Source organism: Chitinophaga sp. Ak27 (genome assembly GCF_012726295.1).
GTDB lineage: Bacteria > Bacteroidota > Bacteroidia > Chitinophagales > Chitinophagaceae > Chitinophaga.
On the sequence record NZ_JABAOB010000002.1, the window covers coordinates 48,609 to 67,552 of the forward strand.

Annotated in this window: 18 protein-coding genes; 6 read left to right on the forward strand and 12 right to left on the reverse strand. The window is 48.8% G+C overall.

Annotated elements, in window-relative coordinates:
- Position 1: 1 nt before the first annotated feature.
- From HGH90_RS08105 to HGH90_RS08150, 10 genes are all read right to left on the reverse strand, one after another.
- Positions 2-1,342: a PhoPQ-activated pathogenicity-related family protein gene (locus HGH90_RS08105; protein WP_169190827.1), complete on the reverse strand. Its 1,341-nt coding sequence runs from the start codon at positions 1,340-1,342 to the stop codon at positions 2-4.
- A 50-nt stretch (positions 1,343-1,392) separates the two neighbouring features.
- On the reverse strand, positions 1,393-3,096 hold the full coding sequence (locus HGH90_RS08110) for a SusD/RagB family nutrient-binding outer membrane lipoprotein (RefSeq protein ID WP_169190828.1): 1,704 nt from the start codon (positions 3,094-3,096) through the stop codon (positions 1,393-1,395).
- Between the two features lie 22 nt (positions 3,097-3,118).
- Positions 3,119-6,574: a SusC/RagA family TonB-linked outer membrane protein gene (locus tag HGH90_RS08115; protein WP_169190829.1), complete on the reverse strand. Its 3,456-nt coding sequence runs from the start codon at positions 6,572-6,574 to the stop codon at positions 3,119-3,121.
- An 84-nt stretch (positions 6,575-6,658) separates the two neighbouring features.
- Complete coding sequence (locus HGH90_RS08120) at positions 6,659-7,693, reverse strand: FecR family protein (RefSeq protein WP_169190830.1); 1,035 nt, start codon at positions 7,691-7,693, stop codon at positions 6,659-6,661.
- Between the two features lie 72 nt (positions 7,694-7,765).
- On the reverse strand, positions 7,766-8,314 hold the full coding sequence (locus HGH90_RS08125; protein WP_169190831.1) for a sigma-70 family RNA polymerase sigma factor: 549 nt from the start codon (positions 8,312-8,314) through the stop codon (positions 7,766-7,768).
- 98 nt (positions 8,315-8,412) lie between these two features.
- Positions 8,413-8,928, reverse strand: a complete 516-nt coding sequence (locus HGH90_RS08130; protein WP_169190832.1) for a hypothetical protein — start codon at positions 8,926-8,928, stop codon at positions 8,413-8,415.
- A gap of 129 nt (positions 8,929-9,057) precedes the next feature.
- Entirely contained in the window at positions 9,058-10,287 is a 1,230-nt protein-coding gene (locus tag HGH90_RS08135; RefSeq protein ID WP_169190833.1) for an MFS transporter, read from the reverse strand.
- A gap of 15 nt (positions 10,288-10,302) precedes the next feature.
- On the reverse strand, positions 10,303-10,740 hold the full coding sequence (locus HGH90_RS08140; protein WP_169190834.1) for a MarR family winged helix-turn-helix transcriptional regulator: 438 nt from the start codon (positions 10,738-10,740) through the stop codon (positions 10,303-10,305).
- Between the two features lie 152 nt (positions 10,741-10,892).
- On the reverse strand, positions 10,893-11,264 hold the full coding sequence (locus tag HGH90_RS08145; protein WP_169190835.1) for a DoxX family protein: 372 nt from the start codon (positions 11,262-11,264) through the stop codon (positions 10,893-10,895).
- A gap of 10 nt (positions 11,265-11,274) precedes the next feature.
- On the reverse strand, positions 11,275-11,739 hold the full coding sequence (locus tag HGH90_RS08150; RefSeq protein ID WP_169190836.1) for a hypothetical protein: 465 nt from the start codon (positions 11,737-11,739) through the stop codon (positions 11,275-11,277).
- Between the two features lie 123 nt (positions 11,740-11,862).
- Here HGH90_RS08150 and HGH90_RS08155 point away from each other — a divergent pair, with 123 nt between their 5' ends.
- Positions 11,863-12,495, forward strand: a complete 633-nt coding sequence (locus HGH90_RS08155; protein ID WP_169190837.1) for a MarR family winged helix-turn-helix transcriptional regulator — start codon at positions 11,863-11,865, stop codon at positions 12,493-12,495.
- On the opposite strand, the gene HGH90_RS08160 is transcribed toward HGH90_RS08155, so the two are convergent.
- A complete protein-coding gene (locus HGH90_RS08160) occupies positions 12,496-13,443 on the reverse strand; it encodes a hypothetical protein (RefSeq protein ID WP_169190838.1) in 948 nt (315 codons plus the stop codon).
- A 133-nt stretch (positions 13,444-13,576) separates the two neighbouring features.
- Between HGH90_RS08160 and HGH90_RS08165 the strand changes: the two genes are divergently transcribed.
- Together HGH90_RS08165 and HGH90_RS08170 are read left to right on the forward strand one after the other, a co-directional pair.
- Positions 13,577-14,377, forward strand: a complete 801-nt coding sequence (locus tag HGH90_RS08165) for a methyltransferase domain-containing protein (protein WP_211172595.1) — start codon at positions 13,577-13,579, stop codon at positions 14,375-14,377.
- Between the two features lie 130 nt (positions 14,378-14,507).
- A complete protein-coding gene (locus HGH90_RS08170) occupies positions 14,508-16,871 on the forward strand; it encodes an ABC transporter permease (RefSeq protein ID WP_169190839.1) in 2,364 nt (787 codons plus the stop codon).
- A 7-nt stretch (positions 16,872-16,878) separates the two neighbouring features.
- Here the strand turns inward: HGH90_RS08170 and HGH90_RS08175 are convergent, their stop codons facing one another.
- Positions 16,879-17,349: a hypothetical protein gene (locus tag HGH90_RS08175; RefSeq protein WP_168764480.1), complete on the reverse strand. Its 471-nt coding sequence runs from the start codon at positions 17,347-17,349 to the stop codon at positions 16,879-16,881.
- Between the two features lie 126 nt (positions 17,350-17,475).
- Between HGH90_RS08175 and HGH90_RS08180 the strand changes: the two genes are divergently transcribed.
- From HGH90_RS08180 to HGH90_RS08190, 3 genes are read left to right on the forward strand one after another with little or no spacing between them, the layout of a single operon-like run.
- Positions 17,476-17,910, forward strand: coding sequence for a MarR family winged helix-turn-helix transcriptional regulator (locus HGH90_RS08180; RefSeq protein WP_168764479.1), 435 nt, complete (start codon positions 17,476-17,478; stop codon positions 17,908-17,910).
- Between the two features lie 31 nt (positions 17,911-17,941).
- Positions 17,942-18,511, forward strand: coding sequence for a cysteine hydrolase family protein (locus HGH90_RS08185; protein ID WP_211172596.1), 570 nt, complete (start codon positions 17,942-17,944; stop codon positions 18,509-18,511).
- Between the two features lie 44 nt (positions 18,512-18,555).
- Entirely contained in the window at positions 18,556-18,939 is a 384-nt protein-coding gene (locus tag HGH90_RS08190; protein WP_168764478.1) for a DUF5655 domain-containing protein, read from the forward strand.
- Positions 18,940-18,944: the final 5 nt, after the last annotated feature.

Below are 18,944 nucleotides of genomic sequence, written 5' to 3' on the forward strand. Positions count from 1 at the left end.
GCTATAATATCTTTTGGGTATCGGTTACAAATACGCGTGTGCTAACGGTATAGGTGCCACCGGTAGGATTCGTGTATTTAAGGTCTACATAAAAAGCACGGTACCCGCTTTGCGGCAGGGGAGTGCTTACTTTTACGGTGGACTTGTGCGTAATGCCCATACTTTTCGACGTCCATTTGTCGTTCCGGAAATCAATATCCGGGGAGTTGGCAGACCACAAGATCACGTCTACCAGTTTGTCGGCGCTGGCTTTGGCAGTTACGTTTACTTTACCACGCCGCGTGCGGGTGATCCAGCTGCAATTTGGGTAGGGCTGTTTGGTGAGCGTATTGCCAAAGAAGGCGCTCAGTGTTTCAAAAGCCTGTGCTTTGTTGCCCAGGCTGTGTCCTGCGTTGGGCACATAGTTAATCAGGTTTTTGCCGGGTATGCTGTCTATATAATTTTTGATATTATCTACTACCCAATACTCATCGTTGGTGCCCATAAAAATCATTTTGGGCATGGTCAGGTACTGACGGTAGGAGTAGGGATCAATCATGGTGTTGATAGCCTGTCCTTCACCGGTATGGGCGGTTTGTGGGATGCCCAGTTTTACATAATCTTCTATCTGTATACTGTATTCTTTCCATGTTTTGATCTGGTAGTCGAGGCTTACCGGCATGTTCAGCACATCAATTACCATGGGGGCGATAGCTGCTACGCGGCTGTCATTGGCGCCGGTAAGCCAGGTGGTCCAGCCGCGTTTAGAGGCGCCGGATACTACGAAGCGGGAAACAGGAATAGATTTGCTTTTAGTGAAATCCTGTATTACATCCATGGCGCGGACAGCGCTTTTTACCATGGGGAATAACAGTGGCCAGGTATAGTCGCCGTCTTTTTTGAAATTATGCAGGGTAAATGAAATCAGGGCATCTTCGGTGAGCTTTCCAAAGAGCGGCTGATTGGGCGTTTGCCGCAATACGGAAGTTACTGCGTGATTGGTAGCGGCTACGGCAGCGACCTGTTGATACAGTTCGTCCGTAGGACCGTTCCAGTTAGGTTGTTCATCACGGTTAGATCCGCCGGTTACAAAGAGGAGTGCGCCGTCGTAATCGATGGTTCCGGGCACAAAAATGGTGAGTTGATGTGTCCAGGTATATTCCCGCCACTTTTGAGAGGTGAGCAGTATACTGTATGCCGTAGTGTTATTCACCCGGAAAGAGTCTTTTACTTCCCAATGAAAGGATTTGTCATTGTTATTGAGATATGCCCTCAGTGCGGTGGCGGGCGTGATGGCTTGTTGAGCCATGGCTGTAGCCAGGAATAACATGTTTACCTGCAAAACAAAAAATAGTTTCTTCATATGCGGATTAATTATGGGTATAGTTACGATACGTTTAAGATAAGCAATACTTACCAGGGTTTGCCAGTGCCCTGGATAATCCATGGTTTGGACCAGGGACTATTTTGTGCGCCGTTGGCGCCGAAAGAGGAATAGTTAGTCACTTCCAGCCGTTTCAGGGCATCAGCCAGATTGGCTTTATTCAGGTTCCTTTCTTCCAGCATGTAATAAAGACGCACAGGCACTACAGGACCTTTGGCGTAGGGGCCTGCATGCAGTTGCGGATAGCCGGTCCGTTTAAAGTCGGCCCAGGCTTCAGTGGCCGCGGTCCAGCTAGCAACCCATTTTTGCTCCACAATCTGTTGCTGGGTATGATTGTATTTTACCGCAGGTTGGGAGATATAGGCGTCATAGTAGCCTGCTAATCCCCAGGTAGTGAGCGAAGCCTTGATAGCGGCGTTATAATGGGTTTCAGCATCGCCGGCGGCCCAACCTTTTATACCGGCTGCTTCGGCTAAAATAAAGTGCACTTCTGCGGCGGAAATGAGCCTGGCTTTTAACAGGGGGCCTTTCGCCTGTTTGTAGATATCGTTGAGCCAGGATACATGCGGGTTCCGGGAAGCCTGGCTGGCATCGGGACTTAAATTATACACGGCAGGACCAGGGATAGCAGGAGGCAGGCCTACGTAATCTATGTCCTGGTTAATGTCACTAAGCGTAAGTCCTTTAGCCGCCAACACATCGGGCGATATATACCGCACTTTCCGGTTTTCGCCGTTCACTACGGTGTCTACAGGTTTGTATACATTGCCTGTACCGGGAGGCTGGTTATTATCTACCCGTAAAAAACACTGTACTTTATTGGCCCATACGCCGAGTCGCGGATCATGCCGGGCTTGCAGGTACGTTACCAGGGTATTGCACATTTTCAGTCTCCGGTAACCACTGCTGTCGGAATCATAGGTAGCGTTGGCTGGCCAGGAGTCTGCGTTGCTGTTGCCGGGAAACGACATGGCTGCATCTTCGGACGCATCGGTGATGATGGGATACTTTGCCGGATCACCTACTATTTTTTCAATGCCCGCTTTGGCCACATCCGGTAGCTTTTCCGACAGGCGCATATAATACCGTAACGCCAGAGAATTGGCCATTTTGCGCCATTTGGTGGGGTCGCCTGAATAATACACATCCACTGCATCGATAGGGTTGGTATACTCGCTTTTGGATTTAGACAGCAAAATGTTGGCTTTGCCCAGGTCGGCCAGTATGCCGGCATAAATCACCTGTTGAGGATCATATGCCGGTAACGTATTGTCTGTGCCGCCCAGCTGCCCTTTCAAAGCCTGGGTATAAGGCGCATCGCCCCATAGGTCAGTAATCAATCCGAACATCATGGATTTCATCACCAGCGATACGCCCTGCTGCAACTCATTGTTGAGTGTTACAGCCCGGTCATATACCAATTGGTTATTTCTCAGGATGTCATAGTAGGCCGTCCAGCTGTTGGTACCTGCCCAATCGTATTCATTGTGGGTGGTGGTCCATCCGTCTTTCTGGGTATGTTGCATCACCCCCGCCATATCCTGGTACCCCAGCGTTACGATCTCTATACCTGCCTGTGTCAATACCGTGGATAGTACCAGGTTGGGATTGATGGTAGCAGGATTGGAACCATTAGGATTGTCGTTTAATTTTATGAGATCCTTTTTACAGGCGGGCAAAGTAGTAAGCAGTAACCCCAGGCACAAAAGGATTGATTTATTAACTGGTTTCATATGTCAACGATTAAAGAAACGCTTAAAAGGTTACGTTTAACTTGGCGCCCATTGGAATAGACCATGGGGTTACGTTATATCTTTCTATGCCCTGCATAAACTGCATACCGGAGCCTTGTACAGTGGTGGAAGGCTGGTAGGCATTTTCAGGATCTATGCCAATTTTAGCAGCGGTCCACAAGATGATATTCCGGCTATAGATAGACACGGCCGCATTTTGCAGTTTTGCGGAGGCGATCCATCTTTTCGGCAGCTCATACGACAGTGATACTTCCCTCAACTTCAGGTAAGAAGCGGGGAACAGAAATGCCCGGGTAAAAGACCAGGCAGTGCTGGCGGCATACGGAAGGGTAACCGTACCATCATTGCCGAGGTTTTCAATATAGCCGGTAGGGTTACCATTGGCATCATAGCCTTTGGCTCTCACACCAGGAATGAATACGCCGCCGTAAGGCAATACATAAGGGCCATAGCTAAAGGGAAAGCTATTGTATTCTGGCGTAGGACCGCCTACCAGCGGGAATTTGTTGCCGCTGGGTATGACCAGCTGATCCTGGTGACTTACGAGGTAATCCCGCAGTTCCTGGCCTTTCATGTTGCCGGGATTGGTAAGTTTGTCGAGGAACAGCTGGGAGTTGCCATGTTCTTCTCCGTAGCGGTAAGTCTGGGAAACAAAGTCACCTCCATTTCTCCAGTCGAAGGTCATGCTCAGTGTAAAGTTTTTATAGCTGATAGCTGTCTGCAAACCCATAATAAACTTAGGGTTGAAGTTACCGATCTTGTTGCGGGTGTTAATAGCGTCTATACTTTGCCATTTGCCGGTATTATCCAGTATCGGGTAGCCGTAGTAGGGGGATGATTTATCGGTTACGGTTACCAGCTCTGCATCGTATATATCGCCAATGTCTTCTCCTACGTACGTCCATGCGCCGCCTTTACCTTCTTCCCAGAGGGTGTAGTAGGGCAGGTCATTGGGCAGGGAAATAATTTTGGTACGGTTGCGGGTAAAGTTGACATTAACATCCCATCTCCAGTTTTTACGATCTACCGGGGTGCCTCCCAGTGTGAGCTCTATGCCGCGGCTCCTCAATAAACCTGCGTTGATATTGCGGGAAGAGTAGCCAGAGGAAGGAGGTGTTTTGGGACTGAAGATCTGGTTTTTATTTTCTACCATATACCAGGTAGCCGCCATGCGCAGGCGATTTCGGAATAGATTTACATCTATACCGCCTTCATACGAAGTAGCAATTTCCGGTTTCAGGAAAGGATTCAATAAAGTACCGGAAGTACTTTGGCGGGGAATATTGCCCCATGCGCCTGCATTGTATAAAGTACCCAGCAGTTGATAAGGCGCCGCGTCGTTGCCTACCTGAGCTGCGCCGCCCCGGAGTTTGATCATATTGATGTTATCGGAGGTGATATGCATCATTTCGTTGACCAGCAGGCTCAGGGAGGCAGAAGGATAAAAGTAGGCAGCGGCTTCGGGCAAGGTGCTGGACCAATCGTTGCGGCCGGTGAGGTCCAGGTAGGCCATACCCTTGTAGCCCACGTTCAGCATGGCGTACACGCTGTTAACGCCTTTTTCGTAGCGGGTACTGTTATAATCCAGGTTTTGCGGCGCGATATTTTGAATGGTGTATACCCCTGGCGTAATGAGCCCGGTACCGTCTTTGGTAGCGGTGGTAATATTTTTGCCAGTCTGGTATCGTTTATTGCCACCGGCAGAGAGGGTGAAATCAACATCGCCAATATCTTTTTTGTAGGTCAACAGTACATCGATATTGCGTTCATAGCTGTTGATATTGATAATACCATAGGCGCCGCCCGGATTGCTGAGATAGCTGGCAGCGATCTGGGTTTCTCTTTTTTCATTATAGGTGTCAAGTGCATAGCGGGCCATGAAGCTCAGGGAGGGCAATATTTTCCAATCGGCCCTTACGTTGCCGAATACACGATCTCTCACAAAACCATTTTTTACTTCATAGGCCAGGAAATAAGGATTGTTGAATACGCCATTGTATTGGGTGCGTTGTTGTAATCCTTCCTGCCCGGGCATCCAATAGTCTTTCAGGTCGCGTACATCAATGTGTGGGGAAATACTGTATACGGCCTGGAGTGGATTGGCGCCGCGATCGCCCGCCGGGCGGTTATTGGAGTTGGTGCGACTGAAATCAACGTTGGTGCTTACACTGAATTTTGAATTTACCTGTAAGCTGGAGTTCAGGTTCAGCGCATTTTTGAACAGGTCGGTATTCGGAATGATGCCCTTGTTGTTCATGTTTACATAGGCCAGGCGGTAGGCAATCTTATTGTTATTATTAGCCAGTGAGACGTTGGTAGTAGTGGTGATGCCGGTGTTGACAAAATTTTTCACATTGTCTTTATGTGATACCAGTGGCATGGGAATGCGTTTGCCGTTTTTATCGAGTGGACTGTTCCACTGTACTTCTTCGTATCCCATATCCAGCTCCGCGCCGAAGGTGCCGTCTACATTTTCAGAGATAATAGTACCAAAGGGATTGGTGAGCAGGTTGCCGCTGCGGGAAACCGGGATGCCGGAGAGCTGGCCGGAACCAAATTTATGTTGCCATTTCAGGAATTTGTAGGGCTTGTCGAATACGGTGTTGATGGAGGCGCTGACTGTTGTGCGGTCTACCTTTTTACCGGTTTTGGTGGTGATCAGCACCACGCCGTTGCCGGCGCGGGAACCGTATAGGGCAGCGGCGCTGGGACCTTTCAGGATAGTCACGCTTTCGATGTTATCCATGTTGATATCGGAGATAGCGTTACCGTAATCCACCATATTATCTTTCCCTATTTTACTGATATTGTTGATGGTGTTGGCCAGTGGTACGCCATCTACCACGAACAGGGGCTGGTTGTCGCTGCTGAGGGAGGTAGCGCCCCTGATGATCATGCTGACGGATGATCCCGGGCCGCCAGTGGAGTTGATCGTTACACCGGCTACCTTACCGGAAATGGCGTTGAGGAAATTTTCCTGGTTGACACGGTTAAATTCTTTGCCTGCCAGTTCTTCCACAGAATAGCCCAATGCTTTCTTTTCCCTTTTAATGCCGAGGGCGGTCACCAGTACCTGTTCCAGCTCCTCTACTTTTTTTTTCAGGGTGACGGCCAGGGATAGTTTGCTCGAATCGGTAATCGTATAGCCGTGCAGGGTATCCGTTACATATCCCATTTGAGAGAGGATAAAATGATAAGGGCCGCCGGCAGGTAGTTTGGCAAAGGTGAAGATACCTTTGTCGTTAGTGATAGTGCTGGCCAGTATTACGTTATCGACGTTGGCTACTCTTACCATCACATTGGGGAGCCTTTCGTTCTTATCATTTTTGATAATGCCGATGGCGGCAGGGTGGGCGTTTTGTGCCCATATGCTACCAGTGTACAGCTGTAGGAACAGTAGCAGCCATATAGTTTTGGTGCGGCGACAGATCGGGGATAGTCGTTTGTTTTCACGCATAATATTTCATTTTTAGGCAAAGGAATCGCCTGTCCCGTATGACGGGAGCAATTAGCCAGCGCATTGAATCGGTTTAGTAAAGGATTATTGTGTTATGTAAATAGTTTCATTGGTTTGCTTAATAGTAAGGTTGTTTAATGTGCTAATGGTACCCAGGAAATCAGCTAACGACTCTTTACTACTATCGAAAACGCCTGTAAAACTCATGTCTGCCAGGGTGCTTTCCTGGTACTGGATTTTTACATGGAATTTTTCGGACATCAACCGGAAAATATTTGCTAATGGTTCATTACGGAAAGTAAATACTTCATTTTCCATTTTCGCCGGTGCTTGTTGATGGGTATTGGATATAGGCATCACGCCTTGCTGATCGAAGCTGAGCGCTTGTCCCGGCAGCAGGTAAGTGGCTTTGATGCCTTTGCTGCCCAGCAGGCTGTCTGGTTTCACCACTACTTTACCGCTGATCAGTTGTACCCGGATCACGCTTTTTTTGCTGTTGAGGATAGTTACCCTGAACACCGTGCCCAGGGCGGTAGTGCCATAGTTGCCGGCATACACGGTAAACGGCTTTTCTTTGTTGGCCGCTACGTTAAATAAAGCGGCGCCGGAGAGCTGTATGGAACGGTTGCGCGTGGCAAATGGTGCTTCATAACGTATCTGGCTTTGTGGCGCCAGTTCTACGGTGCTGCCATCATTTAAGCGGAGGCGCATCGTTTTGGATGTACGGTTTACCTGTTGGGCAAATACCGGCGTTACAGCGGCAGGCGTTGTTGCAGGCGGCGTGACAAGGTGCTGTTTTATTGGCGCAGTATGTTGCTGCATCCACCAAACGCCGGCAAAAGCCGGAATGGCGATAGCGGCGGCAACGGCCAGCCATTTATAGAAGCGGCCTGCCGGCGGTTTCTTTTGATACGTGCTACTTTCAATAGCGGCCAGCATTTTTTCGGAAATGTCGGTGGGTAGCGTTGACTCCGGATGAAAAGAATGCCAGCTCTCCTCTGTCAGCCAGAGCTGCAAAGCCTCCGGGTGTTGTATAAGGTATTCCCTTACCACCTGGTTTTCTGCTTCGTTGCATTCGCCCCGGAAAAACTTTTCAAGTAATGTTGCTGGATGCTTCATATCTATGTATTCGTTTCAAAACCGTAAACCCCTCACTGTCATTCATCAATTAATATTTGCATAACAACAACATCAGAGCAGGTGACGGATCAGGAGAATAAGTACCACTAAGAGCGAGTCTTTCAGTTGGCGTACTGCACGCAAGATGTGGTTTTCCACAGTTTTTGGAGAGATAGATAACTGCTTGGCTATTTCTTTGTGGGGAAGTCCTTCGAAGCGGCTTAGTTTAAAAACATTTTTCCGGATGGGGGATAATTGTTCTATATTATTATACACCTGCTGTAGTTCTTCCTTTATGGTAATGTCTGTTTCCATATGCCAGTCGGGCTGTTCCTGTACCATACAGGCGGTGTGCCTGTTTCTTACCTGTTGTTTACGTAACAAATCGGTCATAACGCTTTTGGCTATACGAAATAATTGAGCAGAGATGTTATAGCTGGTTGATAATTTTTCCCTTCTTTCCCAGAGCAGTATAAAAGACAGCTGCACGGTTTCTTCCGACAGGTAGGCAGAATGCGTACATTTCAATACGTAGAAATAGAGCTTTGCATGGTATTGTTGGTATACCATTTTAAAGCGTTCGATATTTCCATTCTTTATATCCTGTACGATACTTTCCATAATGATCGCAAATATCTGGTGGGCCTAAACAAGATACAAGGAATTACTGATTATGTTAATGTTATTTTAACCACGCTGTCGTAATGCCACTGCGGATTTTACTGCTTTTGCAGTTTCAGGATCAGCGGGGCGGTAGCTACTCCCGGAATGGTAACAGTGATCGATAATTCGAGAGTGTTGCTGCTCACATTTTGAATCCAGTGGGGATCGTTTACGCCTTTCTGGGAGGTGAGTAAAAATACCGCATCGTGTACATCCAGTTTCCAGGTGCCGCTATTGCCCGCGGCGGGTAGTATTAAATCCGTACATCCATTGATCGAAAAGGTACCATCCGTGTTGAACTGGTAGCTATTATTTTTGGTACAGGTAATCAGTGCGCCGGCGGCGCCCAATGCCGGCGCCAATGCCAGGATACTGGTGCCGGCAGGAAGGTTTTGTCCCCCCAGCTTGGCCGGTACGGCCAGCACAATGTCCTGCTGTTTCCAGGCGCCGGATACCTGTTCATATTTCTGTGACTTTTCCGGGATACTGTCATGGTTCTTCTTGCAGGACAGGAGCAAGGAGGGGACCATCAATACGGCGACCACGATCTTAACAGGGATAAATGAGCGCATAGTTGTTGGAATTAATGATACAAAGTACAGTGTGTAACGTCTTTACTATGTATTCGTTTGGCAAATAGAAATCCCTCAGCGCGTAACAATTCGTTAACGTAGTGCTGTTTACCGACAGTAATGTAAGCTTTACGATTGCAGGGGTAATGATACCGGGCGGTTTACGTGCAGCTGCCGGTAAAGCAGGCCGCCGATGAAGATGGTAATGATTCCCTGTAGTAATACCGTATCCGGGGTGCCTATCCATTGTGAAACGGCGCCTACAAGGAGTCCGCCCAATGGCTGCATGCCAAAGAACGCCATGGCATAGAAGCTGATCACCCTTCCACGCATGGCCGGATCTACGGTGGTTTGGATCAGGGTATTGCTGATGGTGATCTGCGACATCATGCCAAAGCCGGCGAGGGTCACAAATAAAAGCGCCAGGGGATACCAGGGAGTATGAGAAAATAATACCAGCCCTGTGCCGAAGATCATGGTGTTAATGGCGAGGATCTTCCGCAGGTTTTTGCCGGGTTTCAGCGAAGCCAGGAAGATAGCACCACACAGGGCGCCCAGCCCAATAGCGCTGTCTATTACCCCAAAAGTGGAGGCATTGCCTTTGAAAATATCTTTGGCATATACAGGCATAAGCGTAGTGTAAGGTAATACCAGCAAACTGATAGAGGAAAGGGTGAGCAGCACTACGGAGATAGCGGGGGTGGCTTTGATATAGGCAAATCCCTCTTTTAGTTCACCGGCCATATTTTTAGTCCGGGGCTTAGGCACATAGGCGGGCAATTTCATCTGTAGCAGCGAAGCTATCACTGCAATGAAGCTAAGCGCGTTCAACGCAAAGCATATATCTTCCCCGAATTTTTCCAGTGCCAATCCTGCTATACCCGGGCCTATCAACCGCGAAAGGTTTACCATGGAGGAGTTCAGCGCCAACGCATTGGGCAGATCGGCTTTATCCTCTACCATTTCGTATACAAGTGATTGGCGGGCAGGTACGTCAAAGGCATTGATCAGTCCGAGAACGGCACTTAGCCCAATGATATGCCACACCGAATAATGTTTAAAGTAGATGAGTACCGTTAGTGCCAGGGCCTGTACCATGGAGGCGACCTGTGTGAGCAGGAGCAATTTATAGCGGTTGTACCTGTCGGATGCCACGCCGCCCAGGAAGGAAAAGACAAAGGAGGGAAACATGGTAGCGAAGAGGGTAACGCCCAACATGAACTTGGAATGGGTTTGGGCATAGATCACCCAGCTTACGGCAGTTTTCTGCATCCAGGTGCCAATCAGGGAAACAGATTGTCCGCTGAAGTAAAGTCGGTAATTACGGCTTTTAAACGCGCTAAAGGTGCTTATTTTCATCTTACGTTCCTCTCTTTATTCAAAATCCACCAGTTTGGATAACGGTGAAATGGCCGCCTGCAGGATAGCCTGTTCTTCAGGTGTGCAGGCGCTGCTGATGGCGTAACTCAGCCATTCATCCCTTTCTTTCCTGACCCGCTCTATCCTTTCTTTGCCGGCTTTGGACAAGGCAATGATAATTTTACGTTTGTCGTCCGGGGAGATAGTTCTCGTGATAAGGTGTAAGGAGAAAAGATGTTGCAGCAGTTGCCCCATGGATTGCGGGGTCATTTTTTCCATTACCGCCAGCTCTGCCGATAACAACTGTCCGTGCTGGTCCAATAATACCAGCACAGAGCGCTCGCTCTGCGACAGGTCTTCGTTGGCAGGCGATAACTTACGCAGTTTTCTCACCAGCCGGGCTAATACGGGCCGCAGTTGAGCAGCGAGCTGGTCTTGTTTCCTGGATGGCATATTTAGCAAAGTAAATTAATAAGTTTACCTTACAAATATAGGATTTTATTCCGGATAGAGGATGCAGCGTTTATTTTTTTGCAGGAGATTTTGATAGGTCTGCCGAAAGCATGATCTGGACACACTGACGACTAATACAACTTACTTTATTGTCATCCTGCCTGTCGCAATCTTTTATGATAATATAAATAAGAGACGATAAGGCTGGCCAGGAAAGTTAAATGCCCCACTTCCAGCCACACACTGTCTCCGCTGGACAAATGCGCCACCGAGGCAGAGATAAGTGTAATGCCGAAGCCAAAGTACGCGAACTCTTTGACGCGGGGAGGTACAAAGGGAAGGAGCAACGCCATTACGCCCAGCAATTTGGCTATGGTGAGTTCTACCCGGAACCACGGCGGTAGCCCCAGGTGGGCAAACGCGCCTTTCATATTTTCATTAAAAGCGAAGTTGAGCGCACTCCACAGCATCACGCCGGTGAGTATACCGGTGGCGATCCAGTAAATGATCTTGTCTTTTTTCATGGCCGGTAACTTAATTGAATTTGAAAACGCTCAGCAGGATGATGATGAAAATACCTGCCAGCTGTACCAGGTGAAAACGGAGTGCACGCTGCCTGATCCTGGAAACTGCCATAGGATCGTCTTTTAAAGCCTTATCCAGCGAAGCTCTCAGCCGCCTGCCCACGATAATACCATTGAGTATTACCAGGAGCACCAGCGCGAATTTTATCCGGAACCATACCTGTTCCCCGTACACGCCGTGCGTGAGGTACATAATACCAATACCGGAAGGAATAATAACGCCAACACCTGTACGTAACAATACCTGCAATCCCGACATGGCTTGCAGCACCGTAGCCGCCCGGCCGGAGTCGATCGCATACTGTTTCCATAGCTGCCGGAAACCGAAGAAACTGGCAATTGTGCTTCCCGCAAATAACAGGAACCCGATCAGATGCCCTACCAACAGGCTTTGATAAAGTGTTTGTGTTGACATATTTCTATTATTTTATTGTTTCGAAATAGAAGTAATTTGTTCAAATGTATAACGGAAATGAAATAAAAACAAGAATTCCGAAGTATTTTTTATATTATTGCTTCGGAAGTAATATAAATGACAATGAATAAAGCTGTTACACTGATCACCGCGTGGGGAGCATTTGATGAACAACACCCGGAGGGTAGCCTGGAAGAGTTTTGCCGCCACTACCTGGCACACCGGGAAGGGAAGGCTAACGCGGCCCCCGCCGGACGATTTATGCCAGTGAGCAGTGAAGGAGTATTAATGCGCACCATCGGCAGGATATTTAAACTGCATACTATCTATACTGCTGCAGCACTGGAAGGTACCGGCATCAGCAACATCGATGAATACTCTCTGCTCAATACCGTAGCGCAGCTACAGGAACCACGGAAAACAGAGGCGATATATGCTGCCTTACAAGAGCTATCTACGGGTACCGACAAACTTAACCGCCTGAAAAAACTAGGCTACCTGGCAGAATACGATGATAAGGAAGACAAACGCTCAAAACGGCTGAAAGTAACTGCCAAAGGCGAAAAGGTATTGGTAACCTGCCGGAAGCGCATCACTTTACTGGCCACCATGATGTTTCATGATATGCAGGAAGACGATATGAAGCTTTGTACCCAGTTACTCAAAGGTGTAGAGTCAAAATTCGCCGCTATCTGGCTGTCCCATAAAGGGAAAGACTTTGAGGAAATTTACCAGGAAGTTACCAGCACGCCCTGATTATTCCATTGTCTGCAGGTACTGCAACAGCTGCTGTAAATCCTGGTGAATGGAACGGATAGTAGATTGCAGCTCATTGAGCATCGCCGCCCGGGTATGCAGGTCGTCGGCGGTATATACGCCACCATCGCCAAAGTATAACCGCGTTTCTCCTGGAGAAGGCGTTCCCCGAAGGTCGAATTGCAGCCAGCGCTCCCGGATACTGGCCGACAGCGACACCTTTCCGCTGTTGCTGAAATGTGGCTCGTGCAGCATATACCGGATAAATGGCGAATAAATGGAGGACGCAGTAGTATCGTACCAGATGTCCTGTAAAAGATTCCGGGTATGCAGCAGCTTCACTTTTTTACGGTTAGCGTTGATGGTCATTGCGCCGAGCCCCGCGGAGAGAAGGCCGCCGCCGATAGCCACCGCATTTTTGGGCGCATCTTTCGTAATCACCACGCTGGCCACCGTGGTAATGGCCCCTACAATAATCGAAGCAACGGTAAAATGCGTATTTCTTTTACTGTTGATATTGTCCAGGTAACGCGCCAGCTGATCCGCCTTTTCACCTTCACAATCCAGCTCCCCGGCCACACTGCCTATTTCCGTGGTAGCCAACAGGCATCGCTGTTGTATGGTTTGTTTCAATTCCATCTTTTTTACCCGGCCAGCCAGACTGGTGTCTGTACGCAATAGCTGTAGTTGTTGTAGAGGCGCCAGCGTACGGGTAGCATTGGCCATGAGGACCTCGTGTACTGGTATACCCGGATATGCGGATATCAGCGAATCGGTATTCTCAAGGAGAATTGGTGCTCCTGTTATAATGGTAGTATTGGCAGGGGCGCAGTAGTTGCTATAAACAGCACTGCTGCTGATCAAACGGCCTGTCTGGCAGGCATTACACAACAGCAGGCACCCGCCAATTGTTAGCAAGCGAAAGTGAACGGTTTTAATGAAAGTCATTGTCAGCATATTTCTCTCCGGTACTATTTACAAAAAATCCGGGAAATGGTTTGATGATTCCCCTATGATAACGCGTATACGTATTATAATTTTTCCTCCTTATGCTGTATATTTAAGCATACAACTTTTTGATATGAGTAATACCGCCAGCGAAAGGGCTGCCATGCCCAAAGGTACCAGCAGTGTGCTGGACAGCCGCAGTTTGCAGAACAGTTATGCTACCCTGATTCCTCTCCTGCGGGAAGGTATGCGGGTGCTGGATGTAGGCTGTGGTACCGGCGCTATTTCCGCCGGCATTGCCGAAATGGTGGGGCTTACCGGCGCCGTAGTGGGGATAGACAGCAGTCCTCATTTAATTGCCAAAGGAAAAGACGATCATGCACATATTCCACAGCTAACCCTGTTGGAAGCAGACCTGTTCACTTATGCCCCCGCCCAACCATTTGACCTCGTGGTATCTGCCCGCGTTTTACAGTGGTTAAGCAACCCAGGGGCCGCGCTGGCAAAATTTGCCTCGCTGCTGAAACCCGGCGGATGGATCTCTATACTGGACTATAATCATACTTTACTGGAGTGGACACCACAGCCGCCTGCCAGCATGCAGCGGTTTTATAAAGCATTCCTCGACTGGCGCACCGATGCCGGCATGGATAATGAAATTGCTGATCATTTACCCGCTTTGTTTGAACAGTTGGGTTGCCAGTATATTACAACGTTAAATGCGGATGAAGTATACGAAAAAGGACACCCGGATTTTGTAGACAAAGCCGGCATCTGGTCTAAGGTAGCAGAGCTGAGAGGCCCGCAGGTAGTGGCCAGCGGTTTTATCACCGACGCCGAGAGATTACAGGCACTCAGCGAATATAATGACTGGTTGCAGTCCTCCGGGGAACGGATGATCATGAAGTTAAAAGAAGTGCGGGCTACGGTTTAACTAAAACCGGTCAGCCACTGTATCAAAAATGGACATATATTAATTAAATACCTTTTTAATTAATTGATAAGGAGATAATTTTATCCGTGGCATGTTTTTTCTCTCCAGGAAATCACATACCTGGTTCATTATGATACGTAACTACTTCCGCATTGCCTGGCGTAACCTGGTTCGCCACAAAACATTTTCCACCATTAACATCCTGGGCTTAGCGCTGGGACTGGCCTGCAGCATGTTGATGATTTTATGGATCCAGGATGAAAGGAATATGGACACCTTTCATACACATGACAACCAGCTATACCAGGTATATGTACGGGAGCTGGCTGGTGGAAAGATAAATGCCGGCTACCTCACCCAGGGACCACTCGCCAGCGAACTAAAGAAGGAAATACCAGAAATCGTATATACCACCCCGTTACAATATTATCCCCCGGCAGCCTTCCGAGTGAAGGAGAAAGCCTTTAAAATGACGGGCGCCTACGCCGGAGGTGATTTCTTGCGTATGTTCAGCTACCCCTTGTTGCAGGGTGATGCTGCTACTGCATTAAGTAAGCCCGCCAGCATCGCCATTTCCCAACATATGGCCGACGTATTTTTTGGAGGCGCTAGTCAAGCCATGGGGCAAACAATCCGCAGCGAGGATACTACGTTGCTCACGGTGAGCGCGGTATTCCAGGTGCCGGCCAGTTCTTCCCAGCAATTTGATTTTCTCCGCAACTGGGATGATTTCAGTAGCGCTAACGGCTGGACGAGAAGCTGGGGTAGCTTTAGTCCGGCTACGTATATACAACTCCGTGATAATGCCGTACCCGGCAAGGTGGCCGCCAAAATAAAAGACTTTGTATATCATTATCAGCCTAAACAGCCCGAATCGGTGATGGAGTTGGGGATACAGCCTTACCACGATAAGTACCTTCATGGCGTATTTGAAAACGGGGTGCCGGCCGGTGGCCGCATCGAATACGTACGGCTGTTTACGTTACTCGCCATCTTTGTATTGCTGATTGCGTGCATCAACTTTATGAACCTGGCCACCGCACGCGCAGCGCAGCGGGCCAAAGAGGTAGGAGTGAGAAAAGTAGTAGGCGCCGGCAAAGGCGTACTGGTCATGCAGTTTATCGGGGAAGCGCTGTTGCTGACCCTGATCGCCACCAGCTTGGCGTTGGTGATGGTGTTGCTGTTATTGCCCGCCTTTAATCAACTGAGTGGTAAACAATTGTCCCTGCCCCTGGAAGCCCCTTTTTTCTGGGGCGTGTTAGTAGCGTTGGTCAGTATCACCGGCTTTGTAGCGGGCAGCTACCCGGCACTGTTCCTGTCGTCGTTACAACCTGTACGGGTACTGAAAGGCAGTCTCCAGTTCAGTCCAGGCACCACCTGGTTCCGCAAAGGCCTGGTAGTTTTCCAGTTTACCCTGTCCATTGGGTTAATGGTGGGGATGACGGTCATTTACCAACAGATGCAATATGTGCAGACGCGCAACCTGGGATACGACCGGACTAACCTGGTGTATATACCGATAGAGGGAGGGCTCATTTCGAAATATGAACCGTTTAAAGCCGCCGCCACTATTATACCCGGTGTAGCAGCGGTGTCGAAGATGAAGGAAAATCCAACCGTGATTGAACATCATAAGAGTGGTCTCAATTGGTCCGGTAAAGACCCCAATGAAGCGATATCGTTTGCCGATGCAGCAGTGGGATATGATTACGTGAAGACGATGCGGCTGACCTTAGTAGATGGCCGTGATTTTTCGAGAGACTTTGGCAATGATTCCGCCAGTTATATATTAAATGAAACTGCTGTGAAAAGAACGGGATATACGCACCCGGTAGGACAACCATTTTCCCTGGATGGGGTGTCCGGACACATCATAGGCGTGTTAAAAGATTTTCATTTTAACTCCCTGCATGCCACCATAGAGCCGCTGGTATTGCGTTTGGACGAGCATCCCAAATGGGGAAATATCCTGGTGCGTATTGATCCGGGAAAGACCAAACCGGTGCTGGCAGCATTGGAAGGCATCTGTACGTCGATTAATCCCGGTTTCCCGTTTACTTACCAGTTCTCCGATGAAGAATATACGAAGCTATATAAAAGCGAACAGGTGGTAAGCCGCCTGTGCAACTATTTTGCGGTGCTGGCCGTATTTATATCCTGCCTGGGTTTATTTGGGCTGGCCATGTTTACTGCGGCTCAGCGCACCCGGGAAATTGGTGTACGCAAGGTAATGGGCGCTTCGGATACCAGTATTTTTGTATTGTTATCGACTGGCTTTTTGCGGCCGGTAATAGCTGGTATGGTGCTGGCATTCCCACTGGCCTGGTATGCCATGGATCGCTGGCTACAGCATTTTGCCTACCGTGTAACGCTGGAATGGTGGGTATTTGTACTGGCCGGTATGACCACGCTGCTGGTAGCCCTGCTAACAGTGAGCTTCCAGAGCGTCCGTGCAGCCATGATGAATCCGGTGAGAAGTTTGCGCGCCGAATAGTTTCCCTTTAGAAGATCCTCGCCACATAGCTCCGCCTGGACAGGGCGCTGATCCGCTGTTCCAGGTCGATAATGAAGTTGTCGTGACCCTCCCTGGCCTTATTGATTTTACGGGCTTCGCTGAACAGCAATTCCATGCTCAATTCCAGCGAGCGGAATACATCCCGCCAGAATAGCTTCCGCTCTTCCGGTGTATGGCAGGGATCCACGGTTTTGTTTTTGAACTTTTCGGGGTCAATGATCAGCAGGTCCTGTGCATCGAGTCCCACCTCGGATGCCTTTTCGCGCAGCTGTTCCCGTAACTCCCAGTTATCGAACCACAGCGCACCTTTTTCATGATCACATAAGAAATAGCGTCCTATCCAGGTTACCTGGTTCCATTCCGCCAGGCCCAGCTGGTCGGCAATGGTCTTGTACGCCGGGTGCACAACAAAGCAATCCAGGTAGTCGATGTACTCAAATATTTTTACACTTTTCATAACTGGGGTTGTTTGGGTGTAGGGGAAAACAGGCGCTTAAGATACGTGATGGTACGGAAAGTAAATAGCAGTGATTTGGTTTTTATAAAATACCAAAGTAACTTTGCAAAGTTGATTTGATATTTTATGGCAACAAAAGAAGACCTGACTATTGCCCATGCCTTACGGCACCTGATAACGAGGATGAATAAACGCCTGCGGCGGGAGATGAGTAACCCCGGCTCGCTGTCGATCGCGGAGAGAAACGTGGTGAGCATCCTGATGAATCACAAAGCCATGTATCCTTCAGAGCTGGGCGCCCAGCTGGACATATCTTCCCAGTTTATGTCGCAGATATTGAAGCGGCTGGAGGGATTAGGATACATTGACCGGAAAACGGCGCAGGAAGATAAACGGAAAACCTGGGTAGCCCTTACCAAAAAAGGATGGCAGATGGTCAACGACAGCAGGCTGGAGAGAGAGGAATGGCTGGCAGGGGTGATCGGAGAGAAATATAACAGCCGGGAAAAGAAACTGATCCGGGAGGCGCTGGAACTGTTGAGCGATATACCGGAATTATAAAAAGTTCATACAACTATATAAACATATGGATATGACTGCAACCCCGCAACAGCACACTGCGCTGCTGGTAATGGATTTTCAGCGTAAGATGATGGAAAGACTGGCAGATCCTACCGCCCTGCTGAACAATGTGGCCCGTGCGATAGCCGGCGCCCGGAAGGCCGGTATACTGGTGATTTACGTGGGACTTATGTTCAGACCCGGTTACCCGGAAGTAAATGAAAAGAATATCGCCATGGGCTACGTGAAAAAAACGGGCCTTTTTATCGAGGGCGGTGAAGGCACTGCCATCCACCCTGCAGTGGCGCCATTGCCAGGTGAAACGATCGTCGCCAAGAAGCGTTACAGCGCCTTCGCAGGCAGCGACCTGGACACGGTACTAAAAGCGCAGCAGGTAGAGCGGCTGGTATTGGCAGGTTACTCTACCAGTGGGGTAGTACTCAGTACTTTAAGAGAAGCGGGAGATAAAGACTATCAGCTTACCGTGTTATCTGATGGATGTGGTGATACGGATGCAGAAGTACATCAGCTACTGATGACTAAAGTATTTGTAAGGCAAGCTGAAGTGACCACAATAGATGAATGGCTGAAAACGTTGTAGCGCCAAACGGAGAATATACTACCTTCGCCAGTAAAAAAAAGCGCATGTCTTCCTCTTTACTGGATACCACCCATGATCCCCTGCTGACCGCTTTCCTTGCCGGAAAATCCGAACAGGCGTTGTCACTGTTACGGCATTTCCTGCAACAATACCAGCAGCTAGGCAAGGTATATTTATATCCAACCAAATCGATGATCGGCATAGGTATCGGCGACCGCCGGGTAGCCTGGGTAAACCAGTTAGGAAAGGCATTCATCCATGTAGTGTTTCCGTTTAACACACCCCACCCCGACAATCTGTGTTTTACTAAAATAGCCCAGGTACCGGGTGATGCACACCAGTTCAACCACCATTTCCGGATGCTATCGCCGGAAGATGTAAATGACGAAGTGCTGCAATTTATGCGCTTGTCGCTTCAACCCGTATAAGCGTT

What these genes read in the sequence shown, in the direction of transcription:
- HGH90_RS08125 (WP_169190831.1), bottom strand. Translation starts at nt 8,314, where the DNA reads ATGGAAAGTATCGTACAGGATATAAAGAATGGAAATATCGAACGCTTT.
- HGH90_RS08180 (WP_168764479.1), top strand. Translation starts at nt 17,476, where the DNA reads ATGGCAACAAAAGAAGACCTGACTATTGCCCATGCCTTACGGCACCTG.
- HGH90_RS08185 (WP_211172596.1), top strand. Translation starts at nt 17,942, where the DNA reads ATGACTGCAACCCCGCAACAGCACACTGCGCTGCTGGTAATGGATTTT.
- HGH90_RS08150 (WP_169190836.1), bottom strand. Translation starts at nt 11,739, where the DNA reads ATGTCAACACAAACACTTTATCAAAGCCTGTTGGTAGGGCATCTGATC.
- HGH90_RS08130 (WP_169190832.1), bottom strand. Translation starts at nt 8,928, where the DNA reads ATGCGCTCATTTATCCCTGTTAAGATCGTGGTCGCCGTATTGATGGTC.
- HGH90_RS08155 (WP_169190837.1), top strand. Translation starts at nt 11,863, where the DNA reads ATGAATAAAGCTGTTACACTGATCACCGCGTGGGGAGCATTTGATGAA.
- HGH90_RS08110 (WP_169190828.1), bottom strand. Translation starts at nt 3,096, where the DNA reads ATGAAACCAGTTAATAAATCAATCCTTTTGTGCCTGGGGTTACTGCTT.
- HGH90_RS08120 (WP_169190830.1), bottom strand. Translation starts at nt 7,693, where the DNA reads ATGAAGCATCCAGCAACATTACTTGAAAAGTTTTTCCGGGGCGAATGC.
- HGH90_RS08175 (WP_168764480.1), bottom strand. Translation starts at nt 17,349, where the DNA reads ATGAAAAGTGTAAAAATATTTGAGTACATCGACTACCTGGATTGCTTT.
- HGH90_RS08135 (WP_169190833.1), bottom strand. Translation starts at nt 10,287, where the DNA reads ATGAAAATAAGCACCTTTAGCGCGTTTAAAAGCCGTAATTACCGACTT.
- HGH90_RS08105 (WP_169190827.1), bottom strand. Translation starts at nt 1,342, where the DNA reads ATGAAGAAACTATTTTTTGTTTTGCAGGTAAACATGTTATTCCTGGCT.
- HGH90_RS08190 (WP_168764478.1), top strand. Translation starts at nt 18,556, where the DNA reads ATGTCTTCCTCTTTACTGGATACCACCCATGATCCCCTGCTGACCGCT.
- HGH90_RS08160 (WP_169190838.1), bottom strand. Translation starts at nt 13,443, where the DNA reads ATGACTTTCATTAAAACCGTTCACTTTCGCTTGCTAACAATTGGCGGG.
- HGH90_RS08165 (WP_211172595.1), top strand. Translation starts at nt 13,577, where the DNA reads ATGAGTAATACCGCCAGCGAAAGGGCTGCCATGCCCAAAGGTACCAGC.
- HGH90_RS08115 (WP_169190829.1), bottom strand. Translation starts at nt 6,574, where the DNA reads ATGCGTGAAAACAAACGACTATCCCCGATCTGTCGCCGCACCAAAACT.
- HGH90_RS08145 (WP_169190835.1), bottom strand. Translation starts at nt 11,264, where the DNA reads ATGAAAAAAGACAAGATCATTTACTGGATCGCCACCGGTATACTCACC.
- HGH90_RS08170 (WP_169190839.1), top strand. Translation starts at nt 14,508, where the DNA reads ATGATACGTAACTACTTCCGCATTGCCTGGCGTAACCTGGTTCGCCAC.
- HGH90_RS08140 (WP_169190834.1), bottom strand. Translation starts at nt 10,740, where the DNA reads ATGCCATCCAGGAAACAAGACCAGCTCGCTGCTCAACTGCGGCCCGTA.